This window comes from Kitasatospora sp. NEAU-69, from assembly GCF_057158765.1.
Window position 1 is genome coordinate 65,886 of sequence record NZ_JBWXUE010000024.1, and the last position, 26,041, is coordinate 91,926.

Consider the following 26,041-nt stretch of genomic DNA (forward strand, 5'->3'; position numbering starts at 1 on the left):
GCGGCAGTAACCGGCCTGGAGCCCCGGACTCCCGTTGGATGGGAGGCCCCCGATGGCCCGCAAGAGCCCCGCAGTCGTCGAGCCGGCCACCGCCGTGGCGGAAGCCGGCGAACCGGCGACCGGCGATCGAGCAACCGGCGAACGGGCGGACGAACACCTCCCCGGGACGCCGCGCCCGGACTTCCCGCTGGCCGATCACACCGGCGTGCTGCTCCACAAGGCCGGCCTGCTGATCCAGGAGGAGGCCGAAGCAGCTCTCGCCGCCCGCGGCCTGAAGCTGCGGAACTTCCTGGTGCTCGCCGCGCTCTCGGGCGGTGCGGAGCTGTCCCAACAGGACCTCAGCCGGGTGGTCAGCCTCGATCCGACCACCATGGTCGCCCTGATCGACGAGCTGGAGCGGCTCGGCCAGGTCGAGCGCCGGCGCAACCCGGCCGACCGCCGCCGCTACATCCTCGGGCTCACCCCGGCCGGGCGGTCGGCGCTGGTCGAGGCGACCGCGGTGGCGGAGGAGGCCGAGCAGGCCTTCTTCGCCCGCCTGCCGCCCGGCCACCGCGAGCAGCTGCACGAGACGCTCAACACCCTGCTCGCACACCGCTGGCCGCGCGCGGTCTGCGAGTGACCCCGACGGCGTGACGCGACGGCACGGCGCCGCCTCGTCCGGAATCGCTCGGGCAAAACGGGACACACCGCAACAGAAGTTGGATAAGTAGGCTAAATAATCATTACGGTGGGTCCCGTAAGCCGTTCGAGTCGAAGGGACCCCGCACGTGAGCAACCTGTTCGCCATCGCCTACCCGGATCTCGCAACCGCTCAGCAGGTGCGCGACGAGGCGCTCGGTCTGCAGAAGCAGCAGCTGATCGACCTTGAGGACATCGTCGTCGTGGAGCGCCGCCCGGACGGCAAGATCAAGCTGCACCAGGCCGGCAGCACCACCGGTGTGGCCGCCGCCTCCGGCGCGCTCTGGGGCGGGGTGATCGGACTGCTCTTCTTCATGCCGTTCCTCGGCGCGGCGATCGGCGGCGCCACCGGAGCCGCAGTCGGCGCGTCCACCGACATCGGGGTCGACGACAACTTCATGCGCCAGGTCGGTCAGCACCTGCAGCCGGGTACGGCCGCCGTCTTCCTGCTGGTCCGCAAGGCCACCGCCGACAAGGTGGTCCCGGCGCTGTCCCGATACGGCGGGGAGATCATCCAGACCTCGCTGTCGCACGAGGCCGAGGAGCACCTGCGCGAAACCGTCCAGGCAAGCCGGGGCGTCTGACTCAGTAGCCCGGGGCGGGCCGGCCCGGCCCGCCCCGGAGCACGTCCGAGTCAGCCGCGCCAGACAGGAGCACCGGTCCACCGATGGCCCCACCCCCTGCCGCGGCAGCCCCGCTCTCCCCGTCGCCAGCACCACCGCCGCCGCCCGAGGGCCGGCCGCGGACCGGGCGGAACACCGAACTGCTGCTGCTCCTGGCCGCGGTGGCGATCGCCGTCTTCGGTTACGTCGAGGTCGGCGTCAACATCGACCGCAAGGTGCCGCCCGACGCGGCGGAGTACGGCGCGGCGCTCGGCGCGCTAGCCCTGCTCGCGCACGGAGTGATCCGCTGGCGGGCCAAGTACGCCGACCCGCTGCTGCTGCCGATCGCGGTGCTGCTGAACGGCATCGGACTGGTCGTCATCTATCGCCTGGACCGGGCCACCCCCAGGAGCTCGGCGGCGCCCACCCAACTGCTCTGGTCCGCGCTCGGCGTCGCGCTCTGCATCGCGGTGGTGCTGCTCTGCCGGGACCACCGGCTGCTGCGGCGTTACGCGTACAGCGGGGCGCTGGTGGCACTGGTGCTGCTGATCGTGCCGATCTTCTTCCCGGCCGTGTACGGCTCGCGGATCTGGATCACGGTCGGCCGGTTCTCGATCCAGCCGGGCGAGTTCGCCAAGCTCCTGCTGGTCGTCTTCTTCGCCGCCTACCTGGCCGCGCACCGCGACGCACTCGCGCTGACCGGCCGGCAGATCTGGCTGCTGAAGCTGCCGCCCGGGCGGGTGCTCGGCCCGGTGCTGCTGGTCTGGGCGGCGTTCGTCGGCGTGCTGGTGCTGGAGACGGACCTGGGCATGTCGCTGCTGTACTTCGGCATCTTCGTCGTGATGCTCTACGTGGCCACCGCCCGGATCAGCTGGATCGCGATCGGCCTGGTGCTCGCCGCCGCCGGTGTGGTCGTGGTCGGCTGGCTGTCGCCGCACGTGCACGCCCGGGTGGACCAGTGGCTCCACCCGCTCGGGTCGGTGGCGGCGGGTCAGGGTGCCAACCAGATCGCGCAGGCACTGTTCGCCTTCGCCTGGGGCGGCGTGCTCGGTGCCGGGCTCGGGCTCGGCCACTCGATCCTGATCGGCTTCGCCGCGAAGTCCGACTTCATCCTCGCCACCATCGGCGAGGAACTCGGGCTGGTCGGGATGGTCGCGCTGCTGCTGCTCTACGTCCTGCTGATCTCCCGCGGGTTCCGGACCGGCATCGCGCTGCGCGACCCGTTCGGGCGGCTGCTGGCGATCGGCCTGGCGACCATCATCGGCCTGCAGGTCTTCGTGGTGGCGGGCGGCGTGCTCGCCCTGATCCCGCTGACCGGGGCGACGCTGCCGTTCATCGCACAGGGCGGCTCCTCGGTGGTGACCAACTGGATCATCGTCGCGCTGCTGCTCCGGATAAGTGACACCGCCCGCCGCCCGGACCCGGCCGCGCTGCGCTCAGCGCCGCTCGGTGGTCAGGCGGATCCCGGCGGTCAGGAGGCACGGAACCGATGAAGCGCAGGACCACCCGCCGCCAAGGCAACAGAAACCAGAGCGACGGTAACCAGGGCGATGACGGCCCGCGGGGCCTGCCCGGCATCTCCGTCACCGGCCGCCGGGCCGGCATGTTCTGCCTGGTGCTGATCCTCGCGCTCGCCGTCCAGGCGACCCGGATCCAGGTCTTCCAGGCGGAGAAGTACAACGACAACCCGGCCAACCAGCGCCAGGCCATCCAGCGCTACAGCCAGCCGCGCGGCAACATCCTGGTCGATGGCGAGCCGGTCACCGGTTCCGCACCGACCGGCGGCCGCTACGACTACAAGCGGACCTACACCGACGGCCCGCAGTACGCCGCCGTCACCGGCTTCTCCTCGCAGATCTACGGCAACACCCAGCTGGAGGGCATCGAGGACGGCATCCTCTCCGGCACCGACAACCGGCTGGCCGGCTGGGCGATCTGGAACGAGATCGCCCGCAAGCAGAACCCCGGCGGCGACGTCTACACGACCATCGACAAGGCGGCCCAGCAGGCCGCCATGAGCGCTCTGGGCAGCCAGAAGGGCGCGGTGGCCGCGATCGAGCCGAGCACCGGCCGGATCCTCGCGCTCGCCAGCACGCCGTCCTACGACCCGGGCAGCTTCGCCGGCACCGCGAGCGCCGACCAGCAGGCCTGGTCGAAGCTCCAGGCCGACACGAACCAGCCGATGCTCAACCGGGCGCTGCGCCAGACCTTCCCGCCCGGCTCCACGTTCAAGGTGGTCACCGCCGCGGCCGCGCTGGCGAACGGCACCGTGACCGACATCAACGCGCCCACCACCGCGCCGTACCCGTACGTGATGCCGGGCACCACCACCCCGCTCGTGAACGACACCAACTCCTGCAACCAGCCGAACCTCGACCTCGACACCGCGATGACGCTCTCCTGCAACAGCGTCATGGGCTACCTCGGTGTGCAGACCGGCCTGGACAAGATGGTCTCGATGGCGGAGAAGTTCGGCTTCAACGATCCGAAGCTCGACGTCCCGGTGCGTGCGGCGCGCAGCAACTTCGACACCTCGATGAACCAGTCCCAGCTGGCGCTCTCCTCGATCGGCCAGTTCGACACCGCGGCCACGCCGCTGGTGATGGCGATGGTCGCCGCGGGCGTGGCCAACAACGGGACGGTGATGTATCCCCAGCTTGTGGACAAGCTGACGAAGTCGGACGGCAGCACCGTGCAGCTGATGAAGCCGCAGACGTACCAGCAGGCGATGACCCCGACCGTGGCCGGTCAGGTGCAGCAGCTGATGACCGACGTGGTGCAGAACGGCACCGGGCGCAGCGCCCGGATCTCCGGCGCGACGGTCGGCGGCAAGACCGGCACCGCCCAGCACGGGGTGGACAACAGCGGCACGCCGTACGCGTGGTTCATCTCCTGGGCCAAGCCGAGCGGCTCGAACACCGTGCCGCCGGTGGCCGTCGCGGTGGTGATCGCGGACAGCACGGCGACCGACGTGACCGGCGGGCAGCTGGCCGCGCCGATCGCCAAGTCGGTGATGCAGGCGGTGCTGGCCGGGAAGAGCTGAGCGGGTATCAGGCTATCCGAACATGTGTATATTTATGCAGTCAGTATGTATGCACTCATGTCGGAAATCTGCAGAAAGTACCCCGCCGTGCCAAGCACCACGCCCCTCGGGCAGCGCCTGCTGCGCCGCAAGCCGATCGAGACGCTGATCGCCGAGAGCAGCGGCGCCGGCACGGGGGCCGGGCAGCTGCGCCGCTCGATCGGGCTCTGGCAGCTCTCCGCGATCGGCATCGGGGCCACCGTCGGCACCGGCATCTTCTTCGTGCTCAGCTCGGCCGTGCCCGAGGCCGGCCCGGCCGTGGTGCTCTCCTTCGTGCTGGCCGCGGTCACCGCGGGCCTGACCGCGCTCTGCTACGCCGAGCTGGCCTCCGCGATCCCGGTCTCCGGCTCCTCGTACAGCTACGCCTACGCGACGCTCGGCGAGGCGACCGCCTTCGGAGTCGGCGTCTGCCTGCTGCTGGAGTACGGGGTCTCGGCCTCGGCGATCGCGGTCAGCTGGGGGCAGTACCTCAACAAGTTCTTCGACCTGGCGTTCGGTTTCACGATCCCGGCCTGGCTGGCCGCTCCGCCCGGCGACGGCGGCTACGTCAACCTGCCGGCCGTCGTGCTGGTGGCGCTGGTCTGCCTGCTGCTGGTGCGCGGGGCCGGCGAGTCGGCCAAGGTGAACGCGGCCATGGTGGCCGTCAAGATCGTGGTGCTGGCGCTCTTCGTCGCGGTCGGCCTGACCGGCTTCCACTCCGGCAACCTGCACGACTTCATGCCGCTGGGCTGGTCCGGCGTCGGGGTGGCGGCCTCCGGCATCTTCTTCTCCTTCATCGGCCTGGACGCGGTCTCCACGGCCGGCGAGGAGGTCCGCGACCCGCGCCGGACGCTGCCGCTGGCGATCATCATCTCGCTGGTCGTGGTCACGCTGCTCTACGTCGCGGTGGCGCTGGTCGCGATCGGCGCGCAGCCGTGGCGCAGGTTCGACGGGCAGGAGGCGGGGCTGGCGCAGATCCTGCAGGACCTCACCGGATCGACCTGGCCGGCCATGGTCTTCGCGCTCGGTGCGATCGTCTCGATCTTCAGCGTCACCCTGGTGGTGATCTACGGCCAGACCCGGATCCTCTTCTCGATGGGCCGCGACGGCCTGCTGCCGGCCCGCTTCGCGGAGGTCTCGCCGCGCACCGGTACGCCGGTCTGGAACACCCTCGTGGTCGGTGTCGTGGTCGCCTTTCTGGCCGCATTCGTGCCACTTGACGTACTGACCGATCTGACCTCACTAGGTACGCTGTGCGCCTTCATCGTGGTGTCGGTCGGGGTGATCATCCTGCGCCGGACCCAGCCGGGGCTCAGCCGCGGCTTCAAGGTGCCCGGATACCCCGTCACCCCGTTGCTCAGCGTGGGCTTCTGCGGCTACCTGATCCGCGGCCTGCACCCGCTGACCTTCCTCTTCTTCGGAGTCGCGCTGGTGCTCGCGGCCGCCGGCTACTTCGGCTACGGGCTGCGGCACTCCCGGCTGGAACGCGCCGGACACGCCGGACACGCCGAGTCGTCAGCTGTGGACGACGGGGCGGATCGGGCCCGGGACGGCGCAATAGCTCCTTGAGGCGGTTCTGACTAGCCCCTCCAGTCTGACGACACGAGGCGCCCGGCACCCATAATCTTCGAGTCATGGTGACCACCCGCTCGTCCGGAGTGCCTCGCGCTCGCGGTCGGTTCGGCGTCCGGCGCGCGGCGCAGACGTCGGCCGGACGGTCCGCCCGCCATCCCGTAACCCGTTCCGGCGGCCTGCACGTCGGTGCCGGCGGGCCGGCGGGCCGGTGGCCGCGCTCCGGGGCCGGGGCCGAGCCGGCGACCGGACGGGCGCCGGCCGGGCGGTTGGTGACGGCGGATCCGGCTGACGGTTCGTCCACCATCGAAGCTGACGCTGCGCCGAACGGGCGATCTCGCCGGTCCGGTCGGCTGGTTCGGCGGATCGGGCTCTGGGCGGCCGACTGGGCCGGACGGCGCAGTGTCCACCTGATCGGGTGTCTGATCGCGGCCGGCTGGGCCGCGGCCTTCCCGCTGGTCTCGAACCTGCCCAACCAGCGGCTCTGGGGCATCGTCGCCGCCCCCGCCTACCTGCTGGCCGGGCTGGCCACCGTGACGCTGCCGCGGCGCTTCGCGGCCCGGGTGGCGGCCGCCATAGCGCTGATCGGCGCGGTGCTGCTGCCGCTCGGCGTGCTGGCCGCGCAGGGGCGCCACCAGTCCGAGGTGATGGTGGTCGAGCGCTCCGCCCGACTGCTGCTGCACACCGGCACGCCGTACCTGCCGCACCCGACCGCGGTCACCGACTTCAACCCGTACCTGCCGTCGATGACGCTCTTCGGCCTGCCCCGGGCGGTGCTCGGCTCGGGCAACCCGGTCTGCGAGGTGCTGGGCGACGCGCGGATCTGGTTCGCGCTGACCTTCCTGGGCTGCCTGGTCGCGAGCTGGCGGCTGCTCCGGCCGAGCCGCGACTACTCACCGCTGCTGCCGCTCGGGGTGCTCACCGGCTCCCCGCTGATCGCGCTCACGCTGGCCGTCGGCGGTGTGGACCTGCCGCTGATCGGCGTCTGCTGCCTGGCCATGGCGCTGGCCGCCCGGGACCGCACGATCGCCTGCGGGCTGGTGCTCGCGCTCGCCTGCACCCTCAAGTGGACGGCCTGGCCGGCGCTGCCGGTGGCCGCGCTGCTGCTCTGGCGGCTGTACGGCCGCCGGCCGGCGGCTCGGGCGGCGCTGACCGCGGTGCTGGCCAGCGCGGCGGTGATACTGCCGTTCGCGCTGACCAGGTTCCAGGACCTCAAGGACCAGGTGGTCCGGTTCCCGCTCGGGCTCACCGCGGTGCGCACCCCGGCCGGCAGCCCGCTGCCCGGCAAGGTGCTGGCCGACCTCGGGCCGGTCGGGCACACCGTCTCGATCGTGCTGCTGGTGATCGGCGGCGTGGCGGTCGCGGCCCGGCTGCTGATGCGCCCGCCGACCTCTGCGGTGGCCGCCGCCGAGTGGCTGGCCGCCGGGCTCACCGTCGCCTTCCTGCTGGCCCCGGCCGGGCGGTTCGGGTATCTCGCGCTGCCCGCCGTGCTGGCGATCTGGCCCAGGCTGGCGGCACGGGTCAGGCCCTCGGTCGCCGATCCGGCAGATCCGGGCGACCCGGGCGACCCGGGCGCCCAGGCCGTTCCGGTCGGTCGTGCCCGTCCGGTGGAGAGCGGCAGTCTCGCGGCACCCTGACCCGACGGGCAAAGGGATCTGGGGGCAGCATGGGAAACCCGAGCAGTGACATGGGAAACCCGAGCAGTGAGCGGCGCACCGCCCCGAGCATCCGAGGAGTTCCACGCATGGCCGAGTACCAGGCACCCGGTGCACCGCAGGACCCGGACGGCACGGCGCAGGACGGCCCAGTAGGGGATCCGGACGGCATAGCGTCGCGCCGGACCGCCCGGAGCGGACCGGGACGCCGGCGGTTCCTCGGCCTGGCCGGTGCGGCCGCGGCCGGCGTGGGCCTGGCCGCCTGCGGGACGAACCACTCGACCGGCGCGGCCGCGAAGGGCACCCCGCATCCAGGCGGTGCACCGGGCGGTGCACCGGCCGGCGCGGCGCCGAGCGCCAGCGCGGACCCGCAGTCCGAGTCCGCCCGCCCGGGCAACCCCGACTGGCGGATCACCCAGGCCGGTCCGCAGGAAGCCGTCGAGGGCTGGGCGGACCGGGTGAGCGTGCTGCCCGGTGAGAGCTTCGGTCTGTACGTCTCGACCACCGCGCCGAGCTTCACCGTCTCGGCCTACCGGATGGGTTGGTACGGCGGCGCCCGGGCCAGGCTGGTCTGGCAGTCCGCCGCGCTGCCCGGCGCCCGGCAGAAGGCCGCGACGGTGGACCCGAAGACCCGGATGGTCGCGACCGACTGGGCGAAGAGCACCACCGTCGACACCAGCGGCTGGCCCGAGGGCAGCTACCTGCTCCGGCTCGACGCCGCAGGAGGTGCCGGTCAGCGGTACGTGCCGGTCACCGTCCGCTCCGCCGCCACGGCCGGGCGCACCGTCATCGTCAACGCGGTCGCCACCTGGCAGGCCTACAACGACTGGAGCGGCTACAACCTCTACAACGGCCCGAGCGGTGGCTACCCGACCCGCTCGTTGGTGGTCTCGTTCGACCGGCCGTACCAGGAGTACGACGGCGCCGGGCTCTTCATGGTCTACGAGACGCCGCTGATCGCGCTCGCCGAGCGGCTCGGCCTGCCGCTCGCGTACACCACCAGCACCGACCTGGCCGGCGATCCCGGGCTGCTCAAGGGCGCGACCGCCGTCGTCTCGCTCGGCCACGACGAGTACTGGTCCGACGACCAGCGCGCGCACGTCACCGCCGCCCGGGACGCCGGCACCAACCTGGCGATCCTGGGTGCCAACTGCTGCTTCCGCCGGGTCCGCTACGAGCCCTCGCCGACCGGTCCGGACCGTCAGGTGGTCTGCTACAAGACGTCCTACGAGGAGGACCCCGGCTTCAAGGCGGGTCAGCCGCCCACCAACGACTTCCGGGCCGCCCCGAAGGCGGACCCGGAGAGCTCGATGCTCGGGGTGATCTACGACGGCTACCCGGTCGACGAGCCGTACGTGGTGACCAACCCCGGCCACTGGCTCTTCGCCGGGACGGGCGTCGCGGCCGGCGACAGCTTCCCGCACCTGGTCGGCGTCGAGTACGACCGGGTGGACCTGGGCTACTCGGTGCCGCGTCCGATCGAGATCCTCGCCCACTCGCCGGTGGTCTGCGAGGGCCGCAAGAGCTTCTCCGACAGCGCGTACTACACCGTGCCGACCGGGGCCGGCGTCTTCGCCAGCGGCACCATGCGCTGGGTCGAGTCGCTGGACGCGAGCGGGGACGGCAGCTCGGGCGCCGACCACTCGATGGACGCGAAGACCGGCGCGCTCACCCAGCGGGTCACCGAGACCCTGCTGCGCGCCTTCGCCGCCGGCCCGGCCGGCACGGCGCACCCGGCGCAGGACAACGCTGCGGCGGTCTACGGATGACTGGTGACCGATGACGGATGACAGATAACGTCATCTGTCATCCGTCATCCGTTGCCAGTCACCGGTCATCGGTCACCAGTCATCGGTCATCGGCTGAACAACCGAACGGCCCCCAAAGGCTGAGGCGCCCGCGGACTCCGCGGGCGCCTCAGCTCTGTTCCGTCCGGTGCGGGATCAGCCGTTGCCGACCTTGAGCACCTCGGCCGTGGCCGGGGCCGCCGCGTCGGCACCGAAGCCGCCGCCCAGCACCTCGGTGGAGACCGCCAGATTGTCCCGGAAACCGGTGAACCAGCTGTTGGTCGGCTTGCTCGGGGACACCTCGGCGGTGCCGGTCTTGCCACCGACCAGCGTGCCGGTGACGCCCTGCATCGCCACGTAGCCGGTGCCCTGCGGGTTGGTGACCACGCTGTTCATCATGTTGCGCAGCTTGCCGAGCACGTCCGCCGACAGCTGGCGGGTGGCCGGGACCTGCGGCATGCCGGCGACCAGGATCGGCTGCTTGAACGTGCCGCTCTCCACGGTGGCCGAGACCGAGGCCATCGCCAGCGGGTTCATGAGGTCCTTGCCCTGACCCATGAACTCGCCGGCCGTCTCGTCCCGGTTCTGGCCTGCGCCCGGGATCGAGCCGTCGACGTTGGTGATGCCGGTCTTCCACGGCGTGCCGATGCCGAAGACGTCGTTCGCCTCCTGGGCCAGGTCGCCGGACTTCAGCGTGGTCAGACCCTGCTGGATGAAGGCGGTGTTGCAGGAGACCGTGAAGTCCTGCAGGAACGTGTTGTTGGGCTCGGCGTCGGTGAAGTCGTTGTGGTAGGTCGTGCCGGTGGTGATGTGATCCGGGCACGGCATGGTGGCGTTCGGGTCGATCCCGTGCTCCAGCAGTGCGGCGGCGGTGATCACCTTCATGGTGGAGCCGGGCGCGGTCTGGCCGAGGAACGCGGTGTTGTAGCCGGTCGCGGGTGCGTTGGCGACGGCCAGGACGTTCCCGGTGCTCGGCTCGATGGCGACCATTCCCACCTGGTGCTGGTTCTTGCCGTCCTTCTGCGTCTTGTTGTACTGCTCGGCGACGGCCTTCTCGGCCGCGTCCTGGAGCTTCGCGTCGATGGTCAGCTTGACCGGCTTGCCGGGCTTCGGGTCGGTGATGGTGAAGAGCGGCTCGGGCTTGGTCTTGCCCGAGTCGTCGACGATCGCCACGCCGCTGCCCGCGTCCGCCGGGTCCGGCGCCGGCGGGTTCTGCTGGAACTTCAGCAGGATCTGGGCGAGCGAGGGGAAGTTGTTCAGCGACTGGCCGTTGCGGTCGGTGACCTTGGTCGGCGGGTTGTAGACCGGCTGGACCGCGATCGACTCGCCCTGGCCGAGGTGCGGGTGCAGCACGGTCGGCGCCCAGTGCACGGCGGCCGTCCCGTCGCTCATCTGCTCCATGGCGAGGTAGCCGGTGTAGTCCCAGGTGTTGGAGGTGCCGGCGAACTCGTCGTGGGCCTTGAAGTTCAGCAGCACCTGGTTGGCCGCAGCCGACGAGGCGGACGACGAGGCGGACGGCGAGGCGCCGGCGCTGGTGGACGGGCTCGCGGACGGCTTGGCGCTCGCGCCGCCGGCCACCGGGACCGGGGTGGGACCGGTGGTCGCCGAGGCGAAGGCGGTCGGGGTGACCGGCGCGCCCGGGGTGAGCGTGATCGCGCTCGGCTTCACCTGGGTCTGGAAGGCGGTCAGCGCGGTCAGCGCGGTCTGCGGGTCGTCGGTCAGCTTCGAGGCGCCGGCCAGGTCACCCGAGGACCAGGCGGCGAGGAAGTTCTTGGCGCCGGTCGCGGCGAGATCGGCCGACGGGGCCTGGGCCACCACGGTGCGGGGCTTCGGGGCAGCGTGAGCGTCGCTCTTCTTGCTGCCCGGGCCGACCAGCGAGTACGCGCCGTACCCTCCGGCCCCGAGCATCGCGACGGCGACGGCGCTGACGATGGCGGCTTTTGCGCCCTGGCGCATGGTGCTGCTCCCCCTCGGGTGGCCGGCATGACATGGCTGACGGCGTGGGAGCCGGCAGCGGGATCTGGTCAGCCTAAGCTCCCCGTCCGACGGCTCCGCCAACGGGCACCCACTCGTGACAGAGCTGGTACACACCGCAGCCGAACTGGTACACAGTCCGACCGTGATCGACTGCGGTCCGGAAACCGGCCGCGGCCGGGGATCAGCCGCGGTACCGGATCAGATCCAGCTGGTGAACCACATCCGCGCCCGCCAGTCCGATATCGGGATCACCTGGCCGGTGTAGAGCGGATAGAAGTACAGGAAGTTCCACATGATCGCGACCACCAGCAGGCCGGCCGCCGCGCCGCCGATCATCCGCCGCTCCGGGCGGGCTCCGGCCGGTCCGATCATCGCGCCGATCAGCATGGTCACCGCGAGCACCAGGAACGGCACGAAGGCCACCGCGTAGAAGAGGAAGATGGTCCGCGCCTGGTACTCGAACCAGGGCAGCAGCCCCGCGCCGAGCCCGCAGAGCACCGCACCGGCCCGCCAGTCGCGGCGAGCGGCCCACCGCCACAGGCAGTACGCCAGAGCGACCACGCCAGCCCACCAGAGGAGCGGGGTGCCGATCGCCAGCACCTCGGACGCGCACTGGCTGACCTTGCAGCCGCTCTCCCCGATCTTCGGCGACTCGTAGTAGAAGGAGACCGGCCGCCCGAGCACCAGCCAGCTCCATGGGTTGGACTGGTACATGTGCGGGCTGTGCAGGTTGATGTTGAAGTCGTACATCTGCGAGTGGTAGTGCCAGAGCGAGCGCAGGCCCTCCGGCACCCAGGTCATGTCGATCCGGAACGGCAGCTTCACCTTGCCGAGCACCGGGAGCGAGACGAACTCCGAGGACAGGCCGTGCCGGCCGACCGCCCAGTCCCGCCCGTAGCCGCCCCTGCCCGGCACGTTGCTGCTGGCCAGCCAGCCGGACCAGGAGGAGATGTAGACGACGACCGAGACCAGCACGATCGAGGCGAAGGCCGGCAGGCCGTCGCGGCGCAGCGTGGTCAGGTACGGCCGCCGGGCGCCGGCCGCGCGGCGGGCGCCGACGTCCCACAGGACGGTCAGCAGGCCGAAGAAGGCCGCCACGTACATGCCGCTCCACTTGGTGGAGCAGGCCAGCCCGACGCAGACGCCGGCCGCCAGCCGGTACGGGCGCCAGCCGAGCCGCATCCGCTGCGCGGTCGCGGAGTCGGAGGCATCGCCGAGCAGTCGGGCGATCTTCGCCCTGGTGTGATCGCGGTCGATCAGCAGGAAGCCGAAGCCGGCCAGGATCCAGAACATCACGATCAGGTCGAGCAGTGAGGTGCGGCTCATCACGAAGTGCAGGCCGTCCACCGAGAGCAGCAGGCCGGCCACGCAGCCGAGCAGCGTGGAGCGGAAGAGCCGGCGGGCGATCCGGGCGAGCATCAGGATCGAGAGCGTGCCGAGCACGGCGAGCATGAAGCGCCAGCCGACCGGATGCATCCCGAAGAGCTGCTCGCCCATGCCTATGATCCACTTGCCGACCGGCGGGTGGACGATGAAGGCCGGGTCGATCCGGTAGGGGATCACTTGGTGCGAGGAGAGGATCTGGTAGTTGGCGTTGTCCGGCCAGCTGGTCTCGTAGCCGCCCTGCCAGAGCGCGTAGGAGTCCTTCGCGTAGTACGTCTCGTCGAAGATGATCCCGTACGGCGTGCCCAGGTGCCAGAAGCGCAGCAGGCCGCCGAAGAGCGCGACCGTGAGCGGGCCCAGCCAACCGGCCCAGCGGCAGAGCCAGCTCCACAGCCCGGCCGGCAGCCGGATCCCGGCCCGGGCCAGCAGCGGGGACGGCGGCACCACGGCGGGGGTCACACCGGGGCCGTCCGGCATCGGCGGGACCAGCCGCTCGGCGAGCGAGAGCCGTTCGGGCTCGTGGTGGCCGAACCCGGCCAGCCGGCCCAGCCAGGTGGTCCGCGGCCGCTCGGTGCGCGGCGCCGGACCGGCCGACGGCAGTGGCCCGTCGCCGTCGTGCTGACCCGTGGTCAGGTCGCCCACCGCGGTGCTCTCCGCAGGGGTTTCCGCAGTGGTCTCGACCACCGTCGTCTCTGCCGCCGTCTCGCCGTTCACCCGGACATCGTAGGGGCGGGGCCGTGGGGCAGAACCCTTCCCTCCTGGAGCTGCCCGGTTCGTCACCAAAGTTCCGAAGGCTGGGAGGATGGCCCTGTGACTGGTCTACTCGTTCTCGCAGGAACCCCCATCGGCGACGTCGCGGACGCGCCGCCCCGACTGCTCGCCGAGCTGGCGGCCGCCGACGTGATCGCCGCCGAGGACACCCGGCGGCTGCGCCGGCTGACCCAGGCGCTCGGCGTCACGCCGGCCGGCCGGGTGCTCTCCTACTTCGAAGGCAACGAGGTCGGCCGCACCCCCGAACTCGTCGAGGCGCTGACCGGTGGTGCCCGGGTGCTGCTGGTCACCGACGCGGGGATGCCCTCGGTCTCCGACCCGGGCTACCGCCTGGTGGCCGCGGCCGTCACGGCCGGCATCAAGGTCACCGCCGTGCCGGGACCGTCCGCCGTGCTCACGGCGCTCGCGCTGTCGGCACTGCCGGTGGACCGCTTCACCTTCGAGGGCTTCCTGCCGCGCAAGGCCGGCGACCGCTCCCGGGCGCTCGCCGAGATCGCCGCCGAGCCCCGCACCATGGTCTTCTTCGAGGCACCGCACCGGATCGCCGAGACGCTGGCCGCGATGGCCGAGGCGTTCGGTGCCGAGCGGCCCGCCGCGGTCTGCCGCGAGCTGACCAAGACGTACGAGGAGGTCAAGCGCGGGCCGCTCGGCGAGCTGGCCGAGTGGGCCGCGGACGGCGTGCGCGGCGAGATCACCGTCGTGGTGGCCGGCGCCCCGCCGGTGGCCCCGCAGCAGCTCACCGCCGCCGAGCTGGCCCGCCGGGTGGCCGTCCGGGAGGAGGCCGGCGAGCGGCGCAAGGAGGCCATCGCGGCCGTCGCCGTCGAGCTCGGCCTGCCCAAGCGCGAGGTCTTCGACGCGGTGGTGGCAGCCAAGACCGAACAGCGGCAGGAAGCCGGTGCGACGCCCGGGAAGAGCGCCTGAGCGGGCGCTCGCCCGGCTGGGCGCACGCGCGTACCTTGGAGTGACGGACCACCGCGTACGCCGGTGCCACCGACGTCCGGCGCACGCCGGTGGACGTGCGACAGGCGAGCGACAAGGTAAAGCGATCACCTGATAAACCCCTGTTGAGCTGGGGTTTTCGGGTCGCTTCGTACAGGGATCCCCAACTCCGGGCCAAGTCTCGGCAAGCCGGGCATCGGCTCAGGGCCCATGGGCATTCCATCGGATGGAAAGACCCGGACCGGACGAACGTCCGGCGGGCGCTGGGAGACGGCGATGAGTGACGCGATCGGTAGCCCTCTGGGTGGCAGCCCGCTGACCAGCCTGAAGTCGGCCCCTGAGGACGGCGGTGCCAGCCTCCCCGGACCCGGCGGGAAGTCCGCCCTCCAGGAGCTCGACGAGCGGGTCCGCGGGACGATCGAGACGGTTCGGGAGGCCTACTCCTTCGCCTGCCTGAACTGTGGCTACGGCTGGGAGCAGGCGTACGACATCGAGCACCACCGGGCGCGCGACGGCCACACGGAGATCCAGTACCGGGCCAACGGCGTGCGGGTCCCCTCGCCGCTGCTCCAGCCCAGCTGCCCCGGCTGCGGTGGACACACCGTGCGGATCATGCGCGCGGGGCGGGTCGCCAGCACCGAGCACTCCTGGCACCACGCGCCCGGCTTCGCCGCGCACGCCGAGCCGGCCAACTACGGCGAGCCCGCCGACCACGGCGAGCCGGCCGCGCCCCGGCCGCCGCGTCGGCACTGGTACCAGTTCTGGCTGCCCAAGGCGTCCTGACCCTGGCGTGACCCCGTCCTGACGCTGGCCTGACCCCGGTCGGCCGCCCCGGGTCCCACTCCGGGGCGGCCTGCTGTGCCGGGCGGCGCGGCCCACCGCAGGGCCGCGCCCACGGCGGTCCGGCCCGCGCGGCTAGGCTCTTGGACCATGGCTGCCAAGGACGACCGTTCGACCCCGCCCCCGCTGCCGGCCCCGCTCGCGGTGGCGGTGGCCGATTCGCACACCCACCTGGACATGCAGTCCGGCACCCCGGCCGAGGCGCTCGCCAAGGCCGCCTCGGTGGGCGTGACCACGGTGGTCCAGGTCGGCTGTGACCTGCCCGGCTCGCGCTGGGCCGCGGCGCTGGCCGAGGAGTTCGAGCAGGTGCACGCGGCCGTCGCGCTGCACCCGAACGAGGCGCCGCGGATCGTGCTCGGCGACCCTGATGGTTGGTCCGGGCAGCAGCGCGCCGCCGGCGGTTCGACCGCGCTGGACGCGGCGCTCGCCGAGATCGACCGGCTGGCCGCGCTGCCCCAGGTGCGCGCGGTCGGCGAGACCGGGCTGGACTACTTCCGCACCGGTCCCGAGGGCGTGGACATCCAGAAGGAGTCCTTCCGCCGGCACATCGAGATCGCCAAGCGGCACGGCAAGGCGCTGGTGATCCACGACCGGGACGCGCACGAGGACGTCATCGAGGTGCTGCTCGCCGAGGGAGCACCCGAGCGCACCGTCTTCCACTGCTACTCCGGCGACGCCGCGATGGCGAAGACCTGCGCCGAGCACGGCTGGTACCTGTCGTTCGCCGGCCCGGTCACCTTCAAGGCGAACCAGCCGCTGCGCGACGCGCTCGCGGTGACCCCGCTCGACCGGGTGCTGGTCGAGACCGACGCGCCGTTCCTCACCCCGCACCCGTACCGCGGCCGCCCGAACGCGCCCTACCTGATCCCGGTCACGGTCCGTTCGATGGCCCAGACGCTCGGGCTGGCGGAGGACGAGCTGTCGGGTGCCATCGCCGCGAACACGGCGCGGGCCTTCGGCTACTGACCCTGCCCGATCTGCGGGACGCCTATCCTTACCCGGTGAGCACCACCGATCCCGCACCCTCGTCCGACAGCCACCTGCTCGGCGCCTCCGACATCCGGGAGCTGGCCGCCGCCCTCGGGGTCCGCCCGACCAAGCAGCGCGGCCAGAACTTCGTCATCGACGCCAACACCGTGCGCCGGATCGTCCGGGCCGGCGGTGTGACGTCCGAGGACGCCGTCGTCGAGGTCGGGCCGGGCCTCGGCTCGCTGACCCTGGCGCTGCTGGAGGTGGCCTCGCACGTCACCGCCGTCGAGATCGACCCGCTGCTCGCCCAGCACCTGCCGGCCACCGTCGAGGCCCGGATGCCGGCCCGCGCCGACCGCTTCGACCTGGTGCTCAGCGACGCGATGGAGGTCACCGAGCTGCCCGGCCCGGCGCCCACCGCGCTGGTCGCCAACCTGCCGTACAACGTCGCCGTCCCGGTGCTGCTGCACATGCTCGCGACCTTCCCGAGCATCGAGCGCACGCTGGTGATGGTGCAGTCCGAGGTCGCCGACCGGCTGGCGGCCAAGCCGGGCAACAAGGTCTACGGCGTGCCGTCGGTCAAGGCCAACTGGTACGCCGACGTGAAGCGGGCCGGCGCGATCGGGCGCAACGTCTTCTGGCCGGCGCCCAACGTGGACTCCGGCCTGGTCTCGCTGATCCGCCGTCAGCCGCCGGTCACCACCGCGACCCGCACCGAGGTCTTCGCGGTGGTGGACGCCGCCTTCGCGCAGCGCCGCAAGACGCTGCGGGCCGCGCTGGCCGGCTGGGCCGGCTCGCCGGCCGCCGCCGAGCAGGCCATCGCCGCCGCCGGGATCGACCACACGCTGCGCGGCGAGATGCTGACCGTCGAGCAGTTCGCCGCCATCGCCGAGCACAAGCCGAAGGGTCCGATGCTGTGACACGCCAGAACCCCGTTGCCGTCCGGGTGCCCGCCAAGGTCAACGTTCAGCTCGGGGTCGGCGGTCTGCGGGCCGACGGCTTCCACGACCTGACCAACGTCTTCTTCGCCGTCGCGCTCGGCGACGAGGTGACGGCCTCGGCCGGCGCCGGTGTGACCATCAGCTGCACCGGCCCGGACGCCGAGCTCGTACCGCTGGACGAGAGCAACCTCGCCGCCCGCGCCGCCCGGCTGCTGGCCGCCCACCACGGCATCGCCGCGGACGTCCACCTGCACATCGCCAAGGCGATCCCGGTGGCCGGCGGGATGGCCGGCGGCAGCGCCGACGGGGCGGCCGCGCTGGTCGCCTGCGACGCGTTCTGGGGCCTGGCCACACCGCTGCCGGTGCTGCTGGAGCTGGCCGCCGAGCTCGGCTCCGACGTGCCGTTCGCGCTGGTCGGCGGCGTCGCGCTGGGTCGCGGCCGGGGCGAGTTGCTCTCGCCGGTCCCGGTGACCGGAACCTTCCACTGGGTCTTCGCGGTCGCTGACGGCGGCCTGTCCACGCCCGCCGTCTTCCGCGAGTGCGACCGGCTGCGCGAGGCCGCGGGCACCGGCAGCAGCGAGGCCGAGGTGGCCACCCCCGAGGCCGATCCGGCGCTGCTCGCCGCGCTCGCCGGCGGGGACGCCGTCGCGCTCGCCGCGGCGCTCGGCAACGACCTGCAGGCGGCCGCGATCTCGCTGCGCCCGTCGCTGGCCGCCTGCCTGGCGGCCGGCACCGAGGCGGGCGCGCTGGCGGCGCTGGTCTCCGGCTCCGGGCCGACCTGCGCGTTCCTGGCCAAGGACGCGTCCGACGCGCAGGCCGTCGCGCAGGCGCTGATCGCCTCCGGCAGCTGCCGCACCGCGCACGCCACCCACGGCCCGGTGCCGGGCGCCGAGGTGATCGGCGGCCCGCAGGCGTGACCGGGGCAGGGGTGACCGGGGGCCGGCCGCAGTGATCGGCGGGGTCGACGGGCGCGCCGACTAGGCTGGGGGCTTCAGACCTTTCCCCACCCCAGGAGCGCTGCACACGTGGCCGTCAACCTCGCCACCATCGAGTCCGTCACGAAGGTCTACGGCACCCGTGCCCTTCTCGACGGGGTCAGCCTCGGCGTGAGCGAGGGGGACCGGATCGGCGTCGTCGGGCGCAACGGCGACGGGAAGACCACGCTGATCCGGATGCTCGCCAAGCTGGAGGAGCCGGACACCGGCCGGATCACCCACTCGGGCGGCCTGCGCCTGGCCGTGCTGACCCAGCACGACTCGCTCGACCCCGCGGCCACCATCCGGCACGAGGTGATCGCCGACCGCGCCGACCACGAGTGGCTCGGCGACGCCCGGATCCGCGACATCATCCAGGGCCTCTTCGGCGGCCTGGACCTGCCCGGCTTCGCGGACGGTCTGGACACCGTGATCGGCCCGCTCTCCGGTGGCGAGCGCCGCCGGATCGCGCTGGCCAAGCTGCTGCTCGGCGAGCCCGACCTGATCGTCCTCGACGAGCCCACCAACCACCTGGACGTCGAGGGCATCGCCTGGCTGGCCCAGCACCTGCAGAACCGGCGCTCCGCGCTGGTCTGCGTCACCCACGACCGGTGGTTCCTCGACCAGGTCTGCACCCGGATGTGGGACGTGCAGCGCGGCGAGGTCCGCGAGTACGAGGGCGGCTACTCCGACTACGTCTTCTCCCGCGCCGAGCGCTCGCGGATCGAGGCCACCGAGGAGCAGAAGCGGCAGAACCTGGCCCGCAAGGAGCTCGCCTGGCTGCGCCGCGGCGCCCCCGCCCGCACCGCCAAGCCGCGCTACCGCATCGAGGCCGCGAACGCGCTGATCGCCGACGTCCCCGAGCCGCGCGACAAGAGCGAGCTGATGAAGTTCGCCAACGCCCGCCTCGGCCGCACCGTCTTCGAGCTGGAGGACGTCACCGTCACCGCCGGCCCGAAGCTGCTGCTGGCCGGGCTGACCTGGAACCTCGGCCCCGGCGAGCGGATCGGCCTGCTCGGCGTCAACGGCGCCGGCAAGACCTCGCTGCTGCGCGCCATGCAGGCCGCGTACACCTCGCAGGGTGACGTGCAGCCCGCGAGCGGCGTGATCAAGGTCGGCAAGACCGTCCGCCTGGCCTACCTGGCGCAGGAGATCGCCGAGCTGGACCCGGCCACCCGGGTGCTGCAGGCCGTCGAGCAGATCCGCGGCCGGGTGGACCTCGGCAAGGGCCGCGAGATGAGCGCCGGGCAGCTCTGCGAGCAGTTCGGCTTCGGCAAGGACAAGCAGTGGACGCCGGTCGGCGACCTGTCCGGCGGCGAGCGCCGCCGCCTGCAGCTGCTGCGCCTGCTGATGGACGAGCCGAACGTGCTCTTCCTCGACGAGCCCACCAACGACCTCGACATCGAGACGCTCAACCAGCTGGAGGACCTGCTCGACGGCTGGCCCGGCTCGATGATCGTGATCAGCCACGACCGCTTCTTCATCGAGCGGACCACCGACGTGACCTACGCGCTGCTCGGCGACCAGCGGATGCGGATGCTGCCGAACGGCGTCGACGAGTACCTGCAGCGCCGCGCGGTGGTCGCCGCCAACGTCGCCGCCGCCTCGGCGGCCGCCGCGGGCGTGGCGGCCTCGTCCGGTCCCGCGAAGACCGCCGGCGACGCCCGCGCCGCGAAGAAGGAACTCCAGCGGATCGAGCGTCAGATCCTCAAGCTGGACCAGCAGGAGGCCAAGCTGCACGCCCAGCTCGCCCAGCACGCGGCCGACTTCGGCAAGGTCGCCGACCTGGACGCGCAGCTGCGCAAGGTGGTGGAGGAGAAGGAGGAGCTGGAGCTCGCCTGGATGGAACTGGCCGAGGACGTCTGACGGGCGGCTCCTGTCGTTTCTATCGTTCGTCTCCTTCCTCTCGTTCCTGTCGCAGCTGTCACATCTGTCGCACCGTCAGTTCTCGTCGCTAGGATGATCCGGACGATGACGCTGGGCGATGATGCGGAGCGATGGGGTGGGGTCGATGGACAGGTCGGGGGGAACCGCGGGAACGGGCGGGCCTCCTCCCGGCCCGCTTGGCCCGTTCGCCGCGCGGCAGTTGGCCGGGGAGGCGGGCGGCGACCAGGTCTCCTACGCCAAGGAGACACTGGTCGAGTTCAAGAAGAGGGTCGACGCGATGCTGTCGACCCTCGACGGCTCCGACGCCTCCCACGCCAAGCTCTCCGAGCAGGACCTGGCCGACGGCCACCTCGGCACCGGCTTCGGTGAGGCGGCCGCCCTGCTGAGCGCCTACCGGATCGTGCACGCCAACCTGTTGACGCTCTCCCAGACCCTCGCCGGCCAGATCGAGGCGATGAGCATCGCGATCGACGTCAGCGCCCGCGGCTACCGGAACGTGAACGAGGCCCAGCAGGCCGGCCTGTGGCGGATCCAGCAACAGACCGACGCGCAGTACCGCACCCCGCTCGGCCCGGCGGGCCTGGTCGCACCCCTGGGTGGCGCACCGGGGCCGGGGCCGGGAGCCGGGCCGACGTCTCCGTCTCCGGGTCCGTCTCCGGCTGCGCCGCCGAACGAGGGATCCCAGTACAACTGAGCCCGGGCGGAGGCCGGATGAACGAGTACGCGGGCGCGGCCGGCGCTGCCGGCACTGACGGCCACGCCCCGGGCTGCACCAACTTCGAGAGCGTCGGCCACGCACAACTCCTGGCCATGATCAGGAACGCCCAGCCCGACCTGGTGAACTCCCGCGCCGCCGCCCTCACCGCCGCAGCCGCGACCCTCCACTCCCTCAGCGACGACCTGCACAGTCAGGTCTGCCGACTCGACTGGTCCGGCCCCGCCAGCGACGCCTTCCGCGACTGGGCCGGCAAGGTCTCCGCCGCCACCCTGCACCTCGGCGACTACACCTCGGCCGCCGGCACCGCCCTCACAACCGCCGGCCACTGCCTCACGTCGACCCTCAGCCGGATCCCCCCACTCCCGGCCGCCGACCGGACGACACTCGACAAGCGCACCGCCCAGGGCACCCCGACCTACCTGGCCGACGACCCGAAGAAGACCTACGCCCCCGACTACGTCACGCAGTCCCAGGCCGCAGCCGCACAACAGCGGATCGACGCGGCCCACCAGGAGGCCATCCACCAGATGACGACCCTGGGCCAGGCGTACGACCTCGCGGCGGGGCAACTGGGGGCTGCGACCGCACCGTTGTTCCCGCCGGCACCGGCGGCGATCATGCCGCCCGCCCAGACGGCTGTTGACGACTTGAGGAGTGTTTCGTTCGGCGGCCCGGAAGCCGCGAGTCCTGGCATCCGCAGCGTCGCGAGCGCTGATGGGAGTCGCGAGCCGATGCCAAATCCGCCGAGCCGCGCCGTTCCAGCGCAGAGTCCGAAGCCGGTTTCCTCGGTGCCACGGGAGGGGTCGGCCACGCCCGCACTGAGCGGGGGTCTTGTTGCTCCGGCTCCGAACTCTGGTCGCCCTGGTGAGTTTTCATCGCCCAGTACTGTCCTGGGCAGCACTCCGGGCTTGCCAGGCTCTTCGCCTCAGGCGGCCTCAAACGGTGGACTGCCCGGCGCGAGCGTTTTCAGCAACGGGCGCCCGGGCGCCGTTGACTCGCCGGCTCGGATCGCCGGGGGTGGGTTTGGCGCTGTCGGCTTCAGTGGTGGTTATCCGGGTAACTCCGCTGGGGCCAGTAGCGGCCACGTCGACGGGGAAGGCAGCACCTACAGTGCGGGCCGCATGCCGGATCGGAGCAGAGGCACGGCTCCTGGTTTCGACGAGGGGGTTGTCGGTGGAATGGCTCGGCCTTCCGGCATCACGTCAGGCAGGAGTCAGTTCGGCGGCCAGGTGATTGGTGCCGAGGGCGTTCCTGTGTCCGGCGGCCGTGGTGCAGGTTCCATGGGCGACGGCTATGCGCTGGGCCCGACGTCTGGCGGCATGGGTGGCGGCGGCATCCGAGGAGGCGGCCGCCAAGGCACGACGTTCACGCCGGGCGGTGCGGTCGGTGGTGAGCGTGGAGCTGTTTCCGAGGGCGAGTTCACACCGGGAGGCAGCGGCCTGCGAGCCCGCGCCGACGGTCGCCAGGGGGCCTCCGGTGAAGGCGGCTTCATGCCCGGTGGCAGTAGTTCTGTCACTCGAGGCAACAAGGAGCGTCGCAGCCGGCCGGAGTACCTCACCGAGGACGAGGAGACCTGGGCGGGTGTCATGCCGGTGAGTAATCCGGCAGTGATTGAGTGAGCATCAGATCTGTGATCGGCTGCCGGCAGGTGTGGCAGTCGGGAAAGTCCACCAACGGGGACGGACGACCGGTGCAGGCAGGGAGCGTGTGATGCGGCTGACCGGCGTGGTCACCCGAGGGCGGCGCGCCGCCGGTCTGCTGGCACTAGTGGCACTGGCGCTGGGGGGTGCGGCAGCTGCTGAGGCGACGGATACTCCCAGGGGCGCGGAATGGCACCTGGATGCGATGCATGCGTCCGAGGCCTGGCAGGTCAGCACAGGCGAGGGTGTCACGGTTGCGGTAATCGACGGAGGCGTTGATTCGGATCTTCGCGATCTGGCGGGCCAGGTCATTGCCGGGAGGGACTTCAGTGGGCTTCCGGGAGGAGTAACGGTCGACCCCGAGGGTCACGGTACTTCGATGGCAGGAATCATCGCCGGCTCAGGGAAGAGCTTCTCCGGGCAAGGTGCGTACGGACTGGCGCCTGACGCCAAGGTTCTTCCGCTGAAGGTTGATTCAAGTAGCGCGGTAGTCCCGGCGGCGACGCTCGCACAGGTGACCCAGGCCATCGGCTATGCAGCTGATCATGACGCCAAAGTGATCAATATTTCCTTGGCTGTACGTGCTGCCGATCTTTCGCGTGCCGATATTGAGGAATTGCAGACCGCAGTGGACCACGCTCTTGCCAAGGGGTGCCTGGTTGTCGCGGGTTCTGGGAACAGCGCAGAGCTTGGGAATCCTGCCATGTATCCGGCTTCCGCATCCGGCGTGGCTGCCGTTGCCGCGCTGGACCAGAGTGCCGCTCGCATCCCCGAGTCCGAATACGGTCCGCAGGTTGCCCTAGCGGCGCCCGGCAAGGACATCTACAGCGTGTGCACCGGCGCCACCGGCTACTGCGCCGGCACTGGGACGTCCGCCTCCACCGCACTCGTCTCCGCGTCCGCCGCGCTCGTCTGGGCCGTGCATCCCTCCTGGACCGGGAATCAGGTGCTCCGCGTCCTCATCGCCACCGCCGGGGGGACCAATGGCTCGGCGGTGCGGAATGACTACGTCGGATACGGCGCGGTCAGTCCGCGGATGGCGTTGACCAAGGTGGTGGATCCTGGGCCTGCTGACGTCAATCCGTTGATCGCGGCGGGGGTTGGGGGTGCGCCGTCGGGGCAGCCGGTGCCCGCACCCGCCACTGCGTCCACTCCCTCCACCCCCGCCGCTGCTCCGGAGCGCTCGGCGGGTGGCTCCGGCGGGCTTCCGCTTGTTGTGGGTGGTGTGGCTGCGGGGTTGGCCGTGGTGGGTGGGGTGGTGTTCGTGAGGGTGCGCCGGTCGCGTGCTGCCGGTTAGGGGCTGGGGCGTCAGTGTGACCAGAACGGGTCGTCGATGCTCGGCGCCTGCCCCGGGGTGTCGGCCGGGGAGGCGTCGTCGGCCGGGTTGGCCGGGGTGGCCTGGGGTGACTCGGTGTCGAAGAGGTCGATGATGGTCTGCGGGTCGGGTGCGGCGATCGGGTTGACCGTGGCGCCGACGGTGATGTTGCCGGGGTAGCCGATGGTCAGGGCGAGGGTGGAGCCATCGGGGGCTGTCGCGGTGATCGCGGGCATGCGGTCGTCGGAGTTCACGGTGGCGACGGTGTAGCCGTGGTCCTGCCAGTGCTGCTGGACGATCGCGAGGAGGGCGCTGTAGCGGCCGGTCGAGATCCTGGTGGTGACGTAGCGGTCGAGGTGGGCGCTGGCGCTGCCGGTTGGCACGTCGTTCTCGGTGGCGCGCGGGCGGCCCTCGTGGAACCGGATGGCGGGGACGACGGCGGTGAACGTGTCGTCGAGCAGTCCGGTGAGCCTGGTCTTGGCGGCTTCCGGGCTCAGCATCGCGATGTCGGCCGACGACGTGCCGGGAGGCCGGCAGCCGGCCAGCGGGAGGCAGCAGAGGGTCAGCAGCAGTGCGGCTGCCGCGCGGCGGGGGGTCATCGAGGTTCCGTCTCATTCACGTCTTCACGTCGTGGCGCCGGACTCGCTCAGCGCCACCGGATCATCTCACCTTCGGTCGTCACGCGGATGCGCTGTGTAGTGGGGCGGGTGGCGCACTCCCTAGGGGCGTATACGAACGGTGCGCGCCCCCATCGCCCGATTGGCGGCTGCCGAGGGGTGGGGCGGCGGGGCACCCTCGGGGCATGGCGATTGACATGGCGTCAGATCACGGCCACCCCGACCCCGGTCGGGGCCCTGGGCAGGGGTCGGACCGGGGCCCCGAGCAGGGCAAGGGGCTGCGGCGGGTGGCGGCTGCCGCCTTCGTCGGGACGGCGGTCGAGTTCTACGACTTCTTCCTGTACGGGATGGCTGCCGCGCTGGTCTTCGGTCGCGAGTTCTTTCCGGCGCTCAGTGCGCTCAACGCGCTGCTGGCGGCACTCTCGGTCTATGCGGTGGCGTTCGTGGCCAGGCCGGTCGGGGCGGTGGTGTTCGGGCACTTCGGGGACCGGGTCGGCCGCAAGGCCGTGCTGGTGGCGTCGCTGCTGCTGATGGGGCTCTCGACGGCGGCGGTCGGGGTGCTGCCGGGGTACGACCGCTGGGGGGTCTGGTCGCCGGTGGCGCTGGTGGTGCTGCGGTTCTGTCAGGGGATCGGGCTGGGCGGCGAGTGGGGCGGGGCGGCGCTGCTGCTCGCGGAGTACGCGCCGCCGGGGCGGCGCGGGCGGTTCGCGGGGTACCTCCAGCTCGGGCCGTCCGCCGGCTCGATGCTGGCCACCAGCGTCTTCCTGGCGCTGTCGGCGGGGCTGAGTGGGGCCGACTTCGCCCGCTGGGGCTGGCGGGTGCCGTTCCTGGCCTCGCTGCTGCTGGTCGGGGTCGGGCTCTTCGTTCGACTGCAGATCGCCGAGACGCCGGTCTTCGCCGAATGCGAGGCGGCGCGGCGGCCGGCCGTGCCGGTGCTGGCGGTGCTGCGCGGGCACTGGCGGACGGTGCTGCTCGGCAGCGGCGTGCTCTCCTTCGGCTACGCGGTCTTCTATCTCGGCAACACCTATGCACTCGCCTACGCCACCGGCCAGTTGGGCGTGAGCCGCACGCTGATGCTGACGCTGCAACTGCTCGCGGTGCCCGCGGGGGCGATCGCGGTCTGGGTCGGCGCGGGCGGGTCGGACCGCTGGGGGCGCCGACGAACCGTGCTGGTCGCCTCGGTGCTGGAGGTCGGCTGGTCGCTGCTGTTCTTCCCGTTGTTGGAGAGCGTGCGGGCGCCGCTGATGCTGCTCGCGATGGTCGGGTCGGGGCTGCTGCTCGGGGTGATGCTCGGACCGATCGGGGCGTATCTGCCGGAGCTCTTCCCGACCGAGGTGCGCTACACCGGGGCCGCACTCACCTACAACCTGGGCGGTGTGGTGGGCGGTGCGACGGCTCCGCTGCTGGCCGCCAGGCTGACGGCCCACTACGGGACGGCCACCCCGGTCGGCTGGTACCTGGCTGGTCTCGGCGTCGTGTCGCTGGTCTGCCTGCGGGCGCTGCCGGAGACCGTCGGGCGTGATCTCACGGCCGGCCGCCCCTCGGTGGGCGGCCCGCGCCAGGAGCAGAGTCCGGCGGTGAGCGGAGGGCCGGTGGTGTGACACGTGGTGAGCGGAGGGCTGGTGTGACCGGCGGTGTAGCCAGTGGCGCAGCCCGCGGTGCGGTCAGCGGTGTGACCGCTGGTGCGGCAGCGGCCCGGTGGGACGGGCGGAGCC

The 26,041-nt window shown here is 71.9% G+C and carries 20 protein-coding genes; 17 read left to right on the forward strand and 3 right to left on the reverse strand.

Annotated features, from left to right (window positions below):
- The first annotated feature begins 52 nt into the window (after positions 1 to 52).
- The 7 genes from AC060L_RS25985 (at position 53) to AC060L_RS26015 (ending at position 9,337) form a co-directional block, all read left to right on the forward strand.
- Positions 53 to 619: a MarR family winged helix-turn-helix transcriptional regulator gene (locus tag AC060L_RS25985; protein ID WP_483801334.1), complete on the forward strand. Its 567-nt coding sequence runs from the start codon at positions 53 to 55 to the stop codon at positions 617 to 619.
- Between the two features lie 148 nt (positions 620 to 767).
- Entirely contained in the window at positions 768 to 1,262 is a 495-nt protein-coding gene (locus AC060L_RS25990) for a DUF1269 domain-containing protein (RefSeq protein ID WP_483801335.1), read from the forward strand.
- A gap of 83 nt (positions 1,263 to 1,345) precedes the next feature.
- Positions 1,346 to 2,773 (forward strand): FtsW/RodA/SpoVE family cell cycle protein, encoded by a 1,428-nt coding sequence (locus AC060L_RS25995; protein ID WP_483801336.1) that lies wholly within the window; start codon positions 1,346 to 1,348, stop codon positions 2,771 to 2,773.
- A gap of 110 nt (positions 2,774 to 2,883) precedes the next feature.
- Positions 2,884 to 4,323: a penicillin-binding transpeptidase domain-containing protein gene (locus tag AC060L_RS26000; protein WP_483801390.1), complete on the forward strand. Its 1,440-nt coding sequence runs from the start codon at positions 2,884 to 2,886 to the stop codon at positions 4,321 to 4,323.
- 57 nt (positions 4,324 to 4,380) lie between these two features.
- Complete coding sequence (locus tag AC060L_RS26005) at positions 4,381 to 5,910, forward strand: APC family permease (protein WP_483801337.1); 1,530 nt, start codon at positions 4,381 to 4,383, stop codon at positions 5,908 to 5,910.
- A 65-nt stretch (positions 5,911 to 5,975) separates the two neighbouring features.
- Entirely contained in the window at positions 5,976 to 7,550 is a 1,575-nt protein-coding gene (locus AC060L_RS26010) for a glycosyltransferase 87 family protein (protein ID WP_483801338.1), read from the forward strand.
- 107 nt (positions 7,551 to 7,657) lie between these two features.
- Positions 7,658 to 9,337 carry a N,N-dimethylformamidase beta subunit family domain-containing protein gene (locus AC060L_RS26015; RefSeq protein ID WP_483801339.1) on the forward strand — a complete coding sequence of 560 codons (1,680 nt, stop codon included), beginning with the start codon at positions 7,658 to 7,660 and terminating at the stop codon, positions 9,335 to 9,337.
- A gap of 174 nt (positions 9,338 to 9,511) precedes the next feature.
- Here the strand turns inward: AC060L_RS26015 and AC060L_RS26020 are convergent, their stop codons facing one another.
- Both AC060L_RS26020 and AC060L_RS26025 read right to left on the reverse strand, forming a co-directional pair.
- Positions 9,512 to 11,311: a penicillin-binding transpeptidase domain-containing protein gene (locus AC060L_RS26020; protein WP_483801340.1), complete on the reverse strand. Its 1,800-nt coding sequence runs from the start codon at positions 11,309 to 11,311 to the stop codon at positions 9,512 to 9,514.
- A 219-nt stretch (positions 11,312 to 11,530) separates the two neighbouring features.
- The gene (locus tag AC060L_RS26025) at positions 11,531 to 13,315 is read right to left on the reverse strand and encodes a dolichyl-phosphate-mannose--protein mannosyltransferase (RefSeq protein WP_483801391.1); all 1,785 of its coding nucleotides are present in this window, start codon (positions 13,313 to 13,315) and stop codon (positions 11,531 to 11,533) included.
- A gap of 210 nt (positions 13,316 to 13,525) precedes the next feature.
- On the opposite strand from AC060L_RS26025, the gene rsmI reads away from it, so the two are divergent.
- The 9 genes from rsmI to AC060L_RS26070 all read left to right on the forward strand — a co-directional run bounded on the left by rsmI (position 13,526) and on the right by AC060L_RS26070 (position 23,691).
- Positions 13,526 to 14,407: a 16S rRNA (cytidine(1402)-2'-O)-methyltransferase gene (rsmI, locus tag AC060L_RS26030; RefSeq protein ID WP_483801341.1), complete on the forward strand. Its 882-nt coding sequence runs from the start codon at positions 13,526 to 13,528 to the stop codon at positions 14,405 to 14,407.
- 294 nt (positions 14,408 to 14,701) lie between these two features.
- Positions 14,702 to 15,208 (forward strand): hypothetical protein, encoded by a 507-nt coding sequence (locus AC060L_RS26035; RefSeq protein ID WP_483801342.1) that lies wholly within the window; start codon positions 14,702 to 14,704, stop codon positions 15,206 to 15,208.
- 147 nt (positions 15,209 to 15,355) lie between these two features.
- A complete protein-coding gene (locus tag AC060L_RS26040) occupies positions 15,356 to 16,231 on the forward strand; it encodes a TatD family hydrolase (protein WP_483801343.1) in 876 nt (291 codons plus the stop codon).
- Between the two features lie 35 nt (positions 16,232 to 16,266).
- Positions 16,267 to 17,154, forward strand: a complete 888-nt coding sequence (rsmA, locus tag AC060L_RS26045; RefSeq protein ID WP_483801344.1) for a 16S rRNA (adenine(1518)-N(6)/adenine(1519)-N(6))-dimethyltransferase RsmA — start codon at positions 16,267 to 16,269, stop codon at positions 17,152 to 17,154.
- Positions 17,151 to 18,092, forward strand: coding sequence for a 4-(cytidine 5'-diphospho)-2-C-methyl-D-erythritol kinase (locus AC060L_RS26050; protein ID WP_483801345.1), 942 nt, complete (start codon positions 17,151 to 17,153; stop codon positions 18,090 to 18,092). The genes rsmA and AC060L_RS26050 overlap by 4 nt, the downstream gene beginning before the upstream one ends.
- A 108-nt stretch (positions 18,093 to 18,200) precedes the next feature.
- Positions 18,201 to 20,015 (forward strand): ABC-F family ATP-binding cassette domain-containing protein, encoded by a 1,815-nt coding sequence (locus tag AC060L_RS26055; protein WP_483801346.1) that lies wholly within the window; start codon positions 18,201 to 18,203, stop codon positions 20,013 to 20,015.
- A 145-nt stretch (positions 20,016 to 20,160) separates the two neighbouring features.
- Positions 20,161 to 20,730, forward strand: a complete 570-nt coding sequence (locus AC060L_RS26060) for a hypothetical protein (protein ID WP_483801347.1) — start codon at positions 20,161 to 20,163, stop codon at positions 20,728 to 20,730.
- A gap of 17 nt (positions 20,731 to 20,747) precedes the next feature.
- Complete coding sequence (locus tag AC060L_RS26065; RefSeq protein ID WP_483801348.1) at positions 20,748 to 22,373, forward strand: hypothetical protein; 1,626 nt, start codon at positions 20,748 to 20,750, stop codon at positions 22,371 to 22,373.
- Positions 22,374 to 22,464: 91 nt separating this feature from the next.
- Positions 22,465 to 23,691: a S8 family serine peptidase gene (locus AC060L_RS26070; RefSeq protein ID WP_483801349.1), complete on the forward strand. Its 1,227-nt coding sequence runs from the start codon at positions 22,465 to 22,467 to the stop codon at positions 23,689 to 23,691.
- 11 nt (positions 23,692 to 23,702) lie between these two features.
- Here AC060L_RS26070 and AC060L_RS26075 read toward each other — a convergent pair whose 3' ends face one another.
- The gene (locus AC060L_RS26075) at positions 23,703 to 24,308 is read right to left on the reverse strand and encodes a hypothetical protein (RefSeq protein ID WP_483801350.1); all 606 of its coding nucleotides are present in this window, start codon (positions 24,306 to 24,308) and stop codon (positions 23,703 to 23,705) included.
- 203 nt (positions 24,309 to 24,511) lie between these two features.
- Between AC060L_RS26075 and AC060L_RS26080 the strand changes: the two genes are divergently transcribed.
- Positions 24,512 to 25,927 carry an MFS transporter gene (locus tag AC060L_RS26080; RefSeq protein WP_483801351.1) on the forward strand — a complete coding sequence of 472 codons (1,416 nt, stop codon included), beginning with the start codon at positions 24,512 to 24,514 and terminating at the stop codon, positions 25,925 to 25,927.
- Positions 25,928 to 26,041: the final 114 nt, after the last annotated feature.

What these genes read in the sequence shown, in the direction of transcription:
- AC060L_RS26005 (WP_483801337.1), top strand. Translation starts at nt 4,381, where the DNA reads ATGTCGGAAATCTGCAGAAAGTACCCCGCCGTGCCAAGCACCACGCCC.
- AC060L_RS25985 (WP_483801334.1), top strand. Translation starts at nt 53, where the DNA reads ATGGCCCGCAAGAGCCCCGCAGTCGTCGAGCCGGCCACCGCCGTGGCG.
- AC060L_RS26010 (WP_483801338.1), top strand. Translation starts at nt 5,976, where the DNA reads ATGGTGACCACCCGCTCGTCCGGAGTGCCTCGCGCTCGCGGTCGGTTC.
- AC060L_RS25995 (WP_483801336.1), top strand. Translation starts at nt 1,346, where the DNA reads ATGGCCCCACCCCCTGCCGCGGCAGCCCCGCTCTCCCCGTCGCCAGCA.
- AC060L_RS26040 (WP_483801343.1), top strand. Translation starts at nt 15,356, where the DNA reads ATGGCTGCCAAGGACGACCGTTCGACCCCGCCCCCGCTGCCGGCCCCG.
- AC060L_RS26035 (WP_483801342.1), top strand. Translation starts at nt 14,702, where the DNA reads ATGAGTGACGCGATCGGTAGCCCTCTGGGTGGCAGCCCGCTGACCAGC.
- AC060L_RS26000 (WP_483801390.1), top strand. Translation starts at nt 2,884, where the DNA reads ATGTTCTGCCTGGTGCTGATCCTCGCGCTCGCCGTCCAGGCGACCCGG.
- AC060L_RS26060 (WP_483801347.1), top strand. Translation starts at nt 20,161, where the DNA reads ATGGACAGGTCGGGGGGAACCGCGGGAACGGGCGGGCCTCCTCCCGGC.
- AC060L_RS26015 (WP_483801339.1), top strand. Translation starts at nt 7,658, where the DNA reads ATGGCCGAGTACCAGGCACCCGGTGCACCGCAGGACCCGGACGGCACG.
- AC060L_RS26070 (WP_483801349.1), top strand. Translation starts at nt 22,465, where the DNA reads ATGCGGCTGACCGGCGTGGTCACCCGAGGGCGGCGCGCCGCCGGTCTG.
- AC060L_RS26020 (WP_483801340.1), bottom strand. Translation starts at nt 11,311, where the DNA reads ATGCGCCAGGGCGCAAAAGCCGCCATCGTCAGCGCCGTCGCCGTCGCG.
- AC060L_RS26065 (WP_483801348.1), top strand. Translation starts at nt 20,748, where the DNA reads ATGAACGAGTACGCGGGCGCGGCCGGCGCTGCCGGCACTGACGGCCAC.
- AC060L_RS26080 (WP_483801351.1), top strand. Translation starts at nt 24,512, where the DNA reads ATGGCGATTGACATGGCGTCAGATCACGGCCACCCCGACCCCGGTCGG.
- AC060L_RS26075 (WP_483801350.1), bottom strand. Translation starts at nt 24,308, where the DNA reads ATGACCCCCCGCCGCGCGGCAGCCGCACTGCTGCTGACCCTCTGCTGC.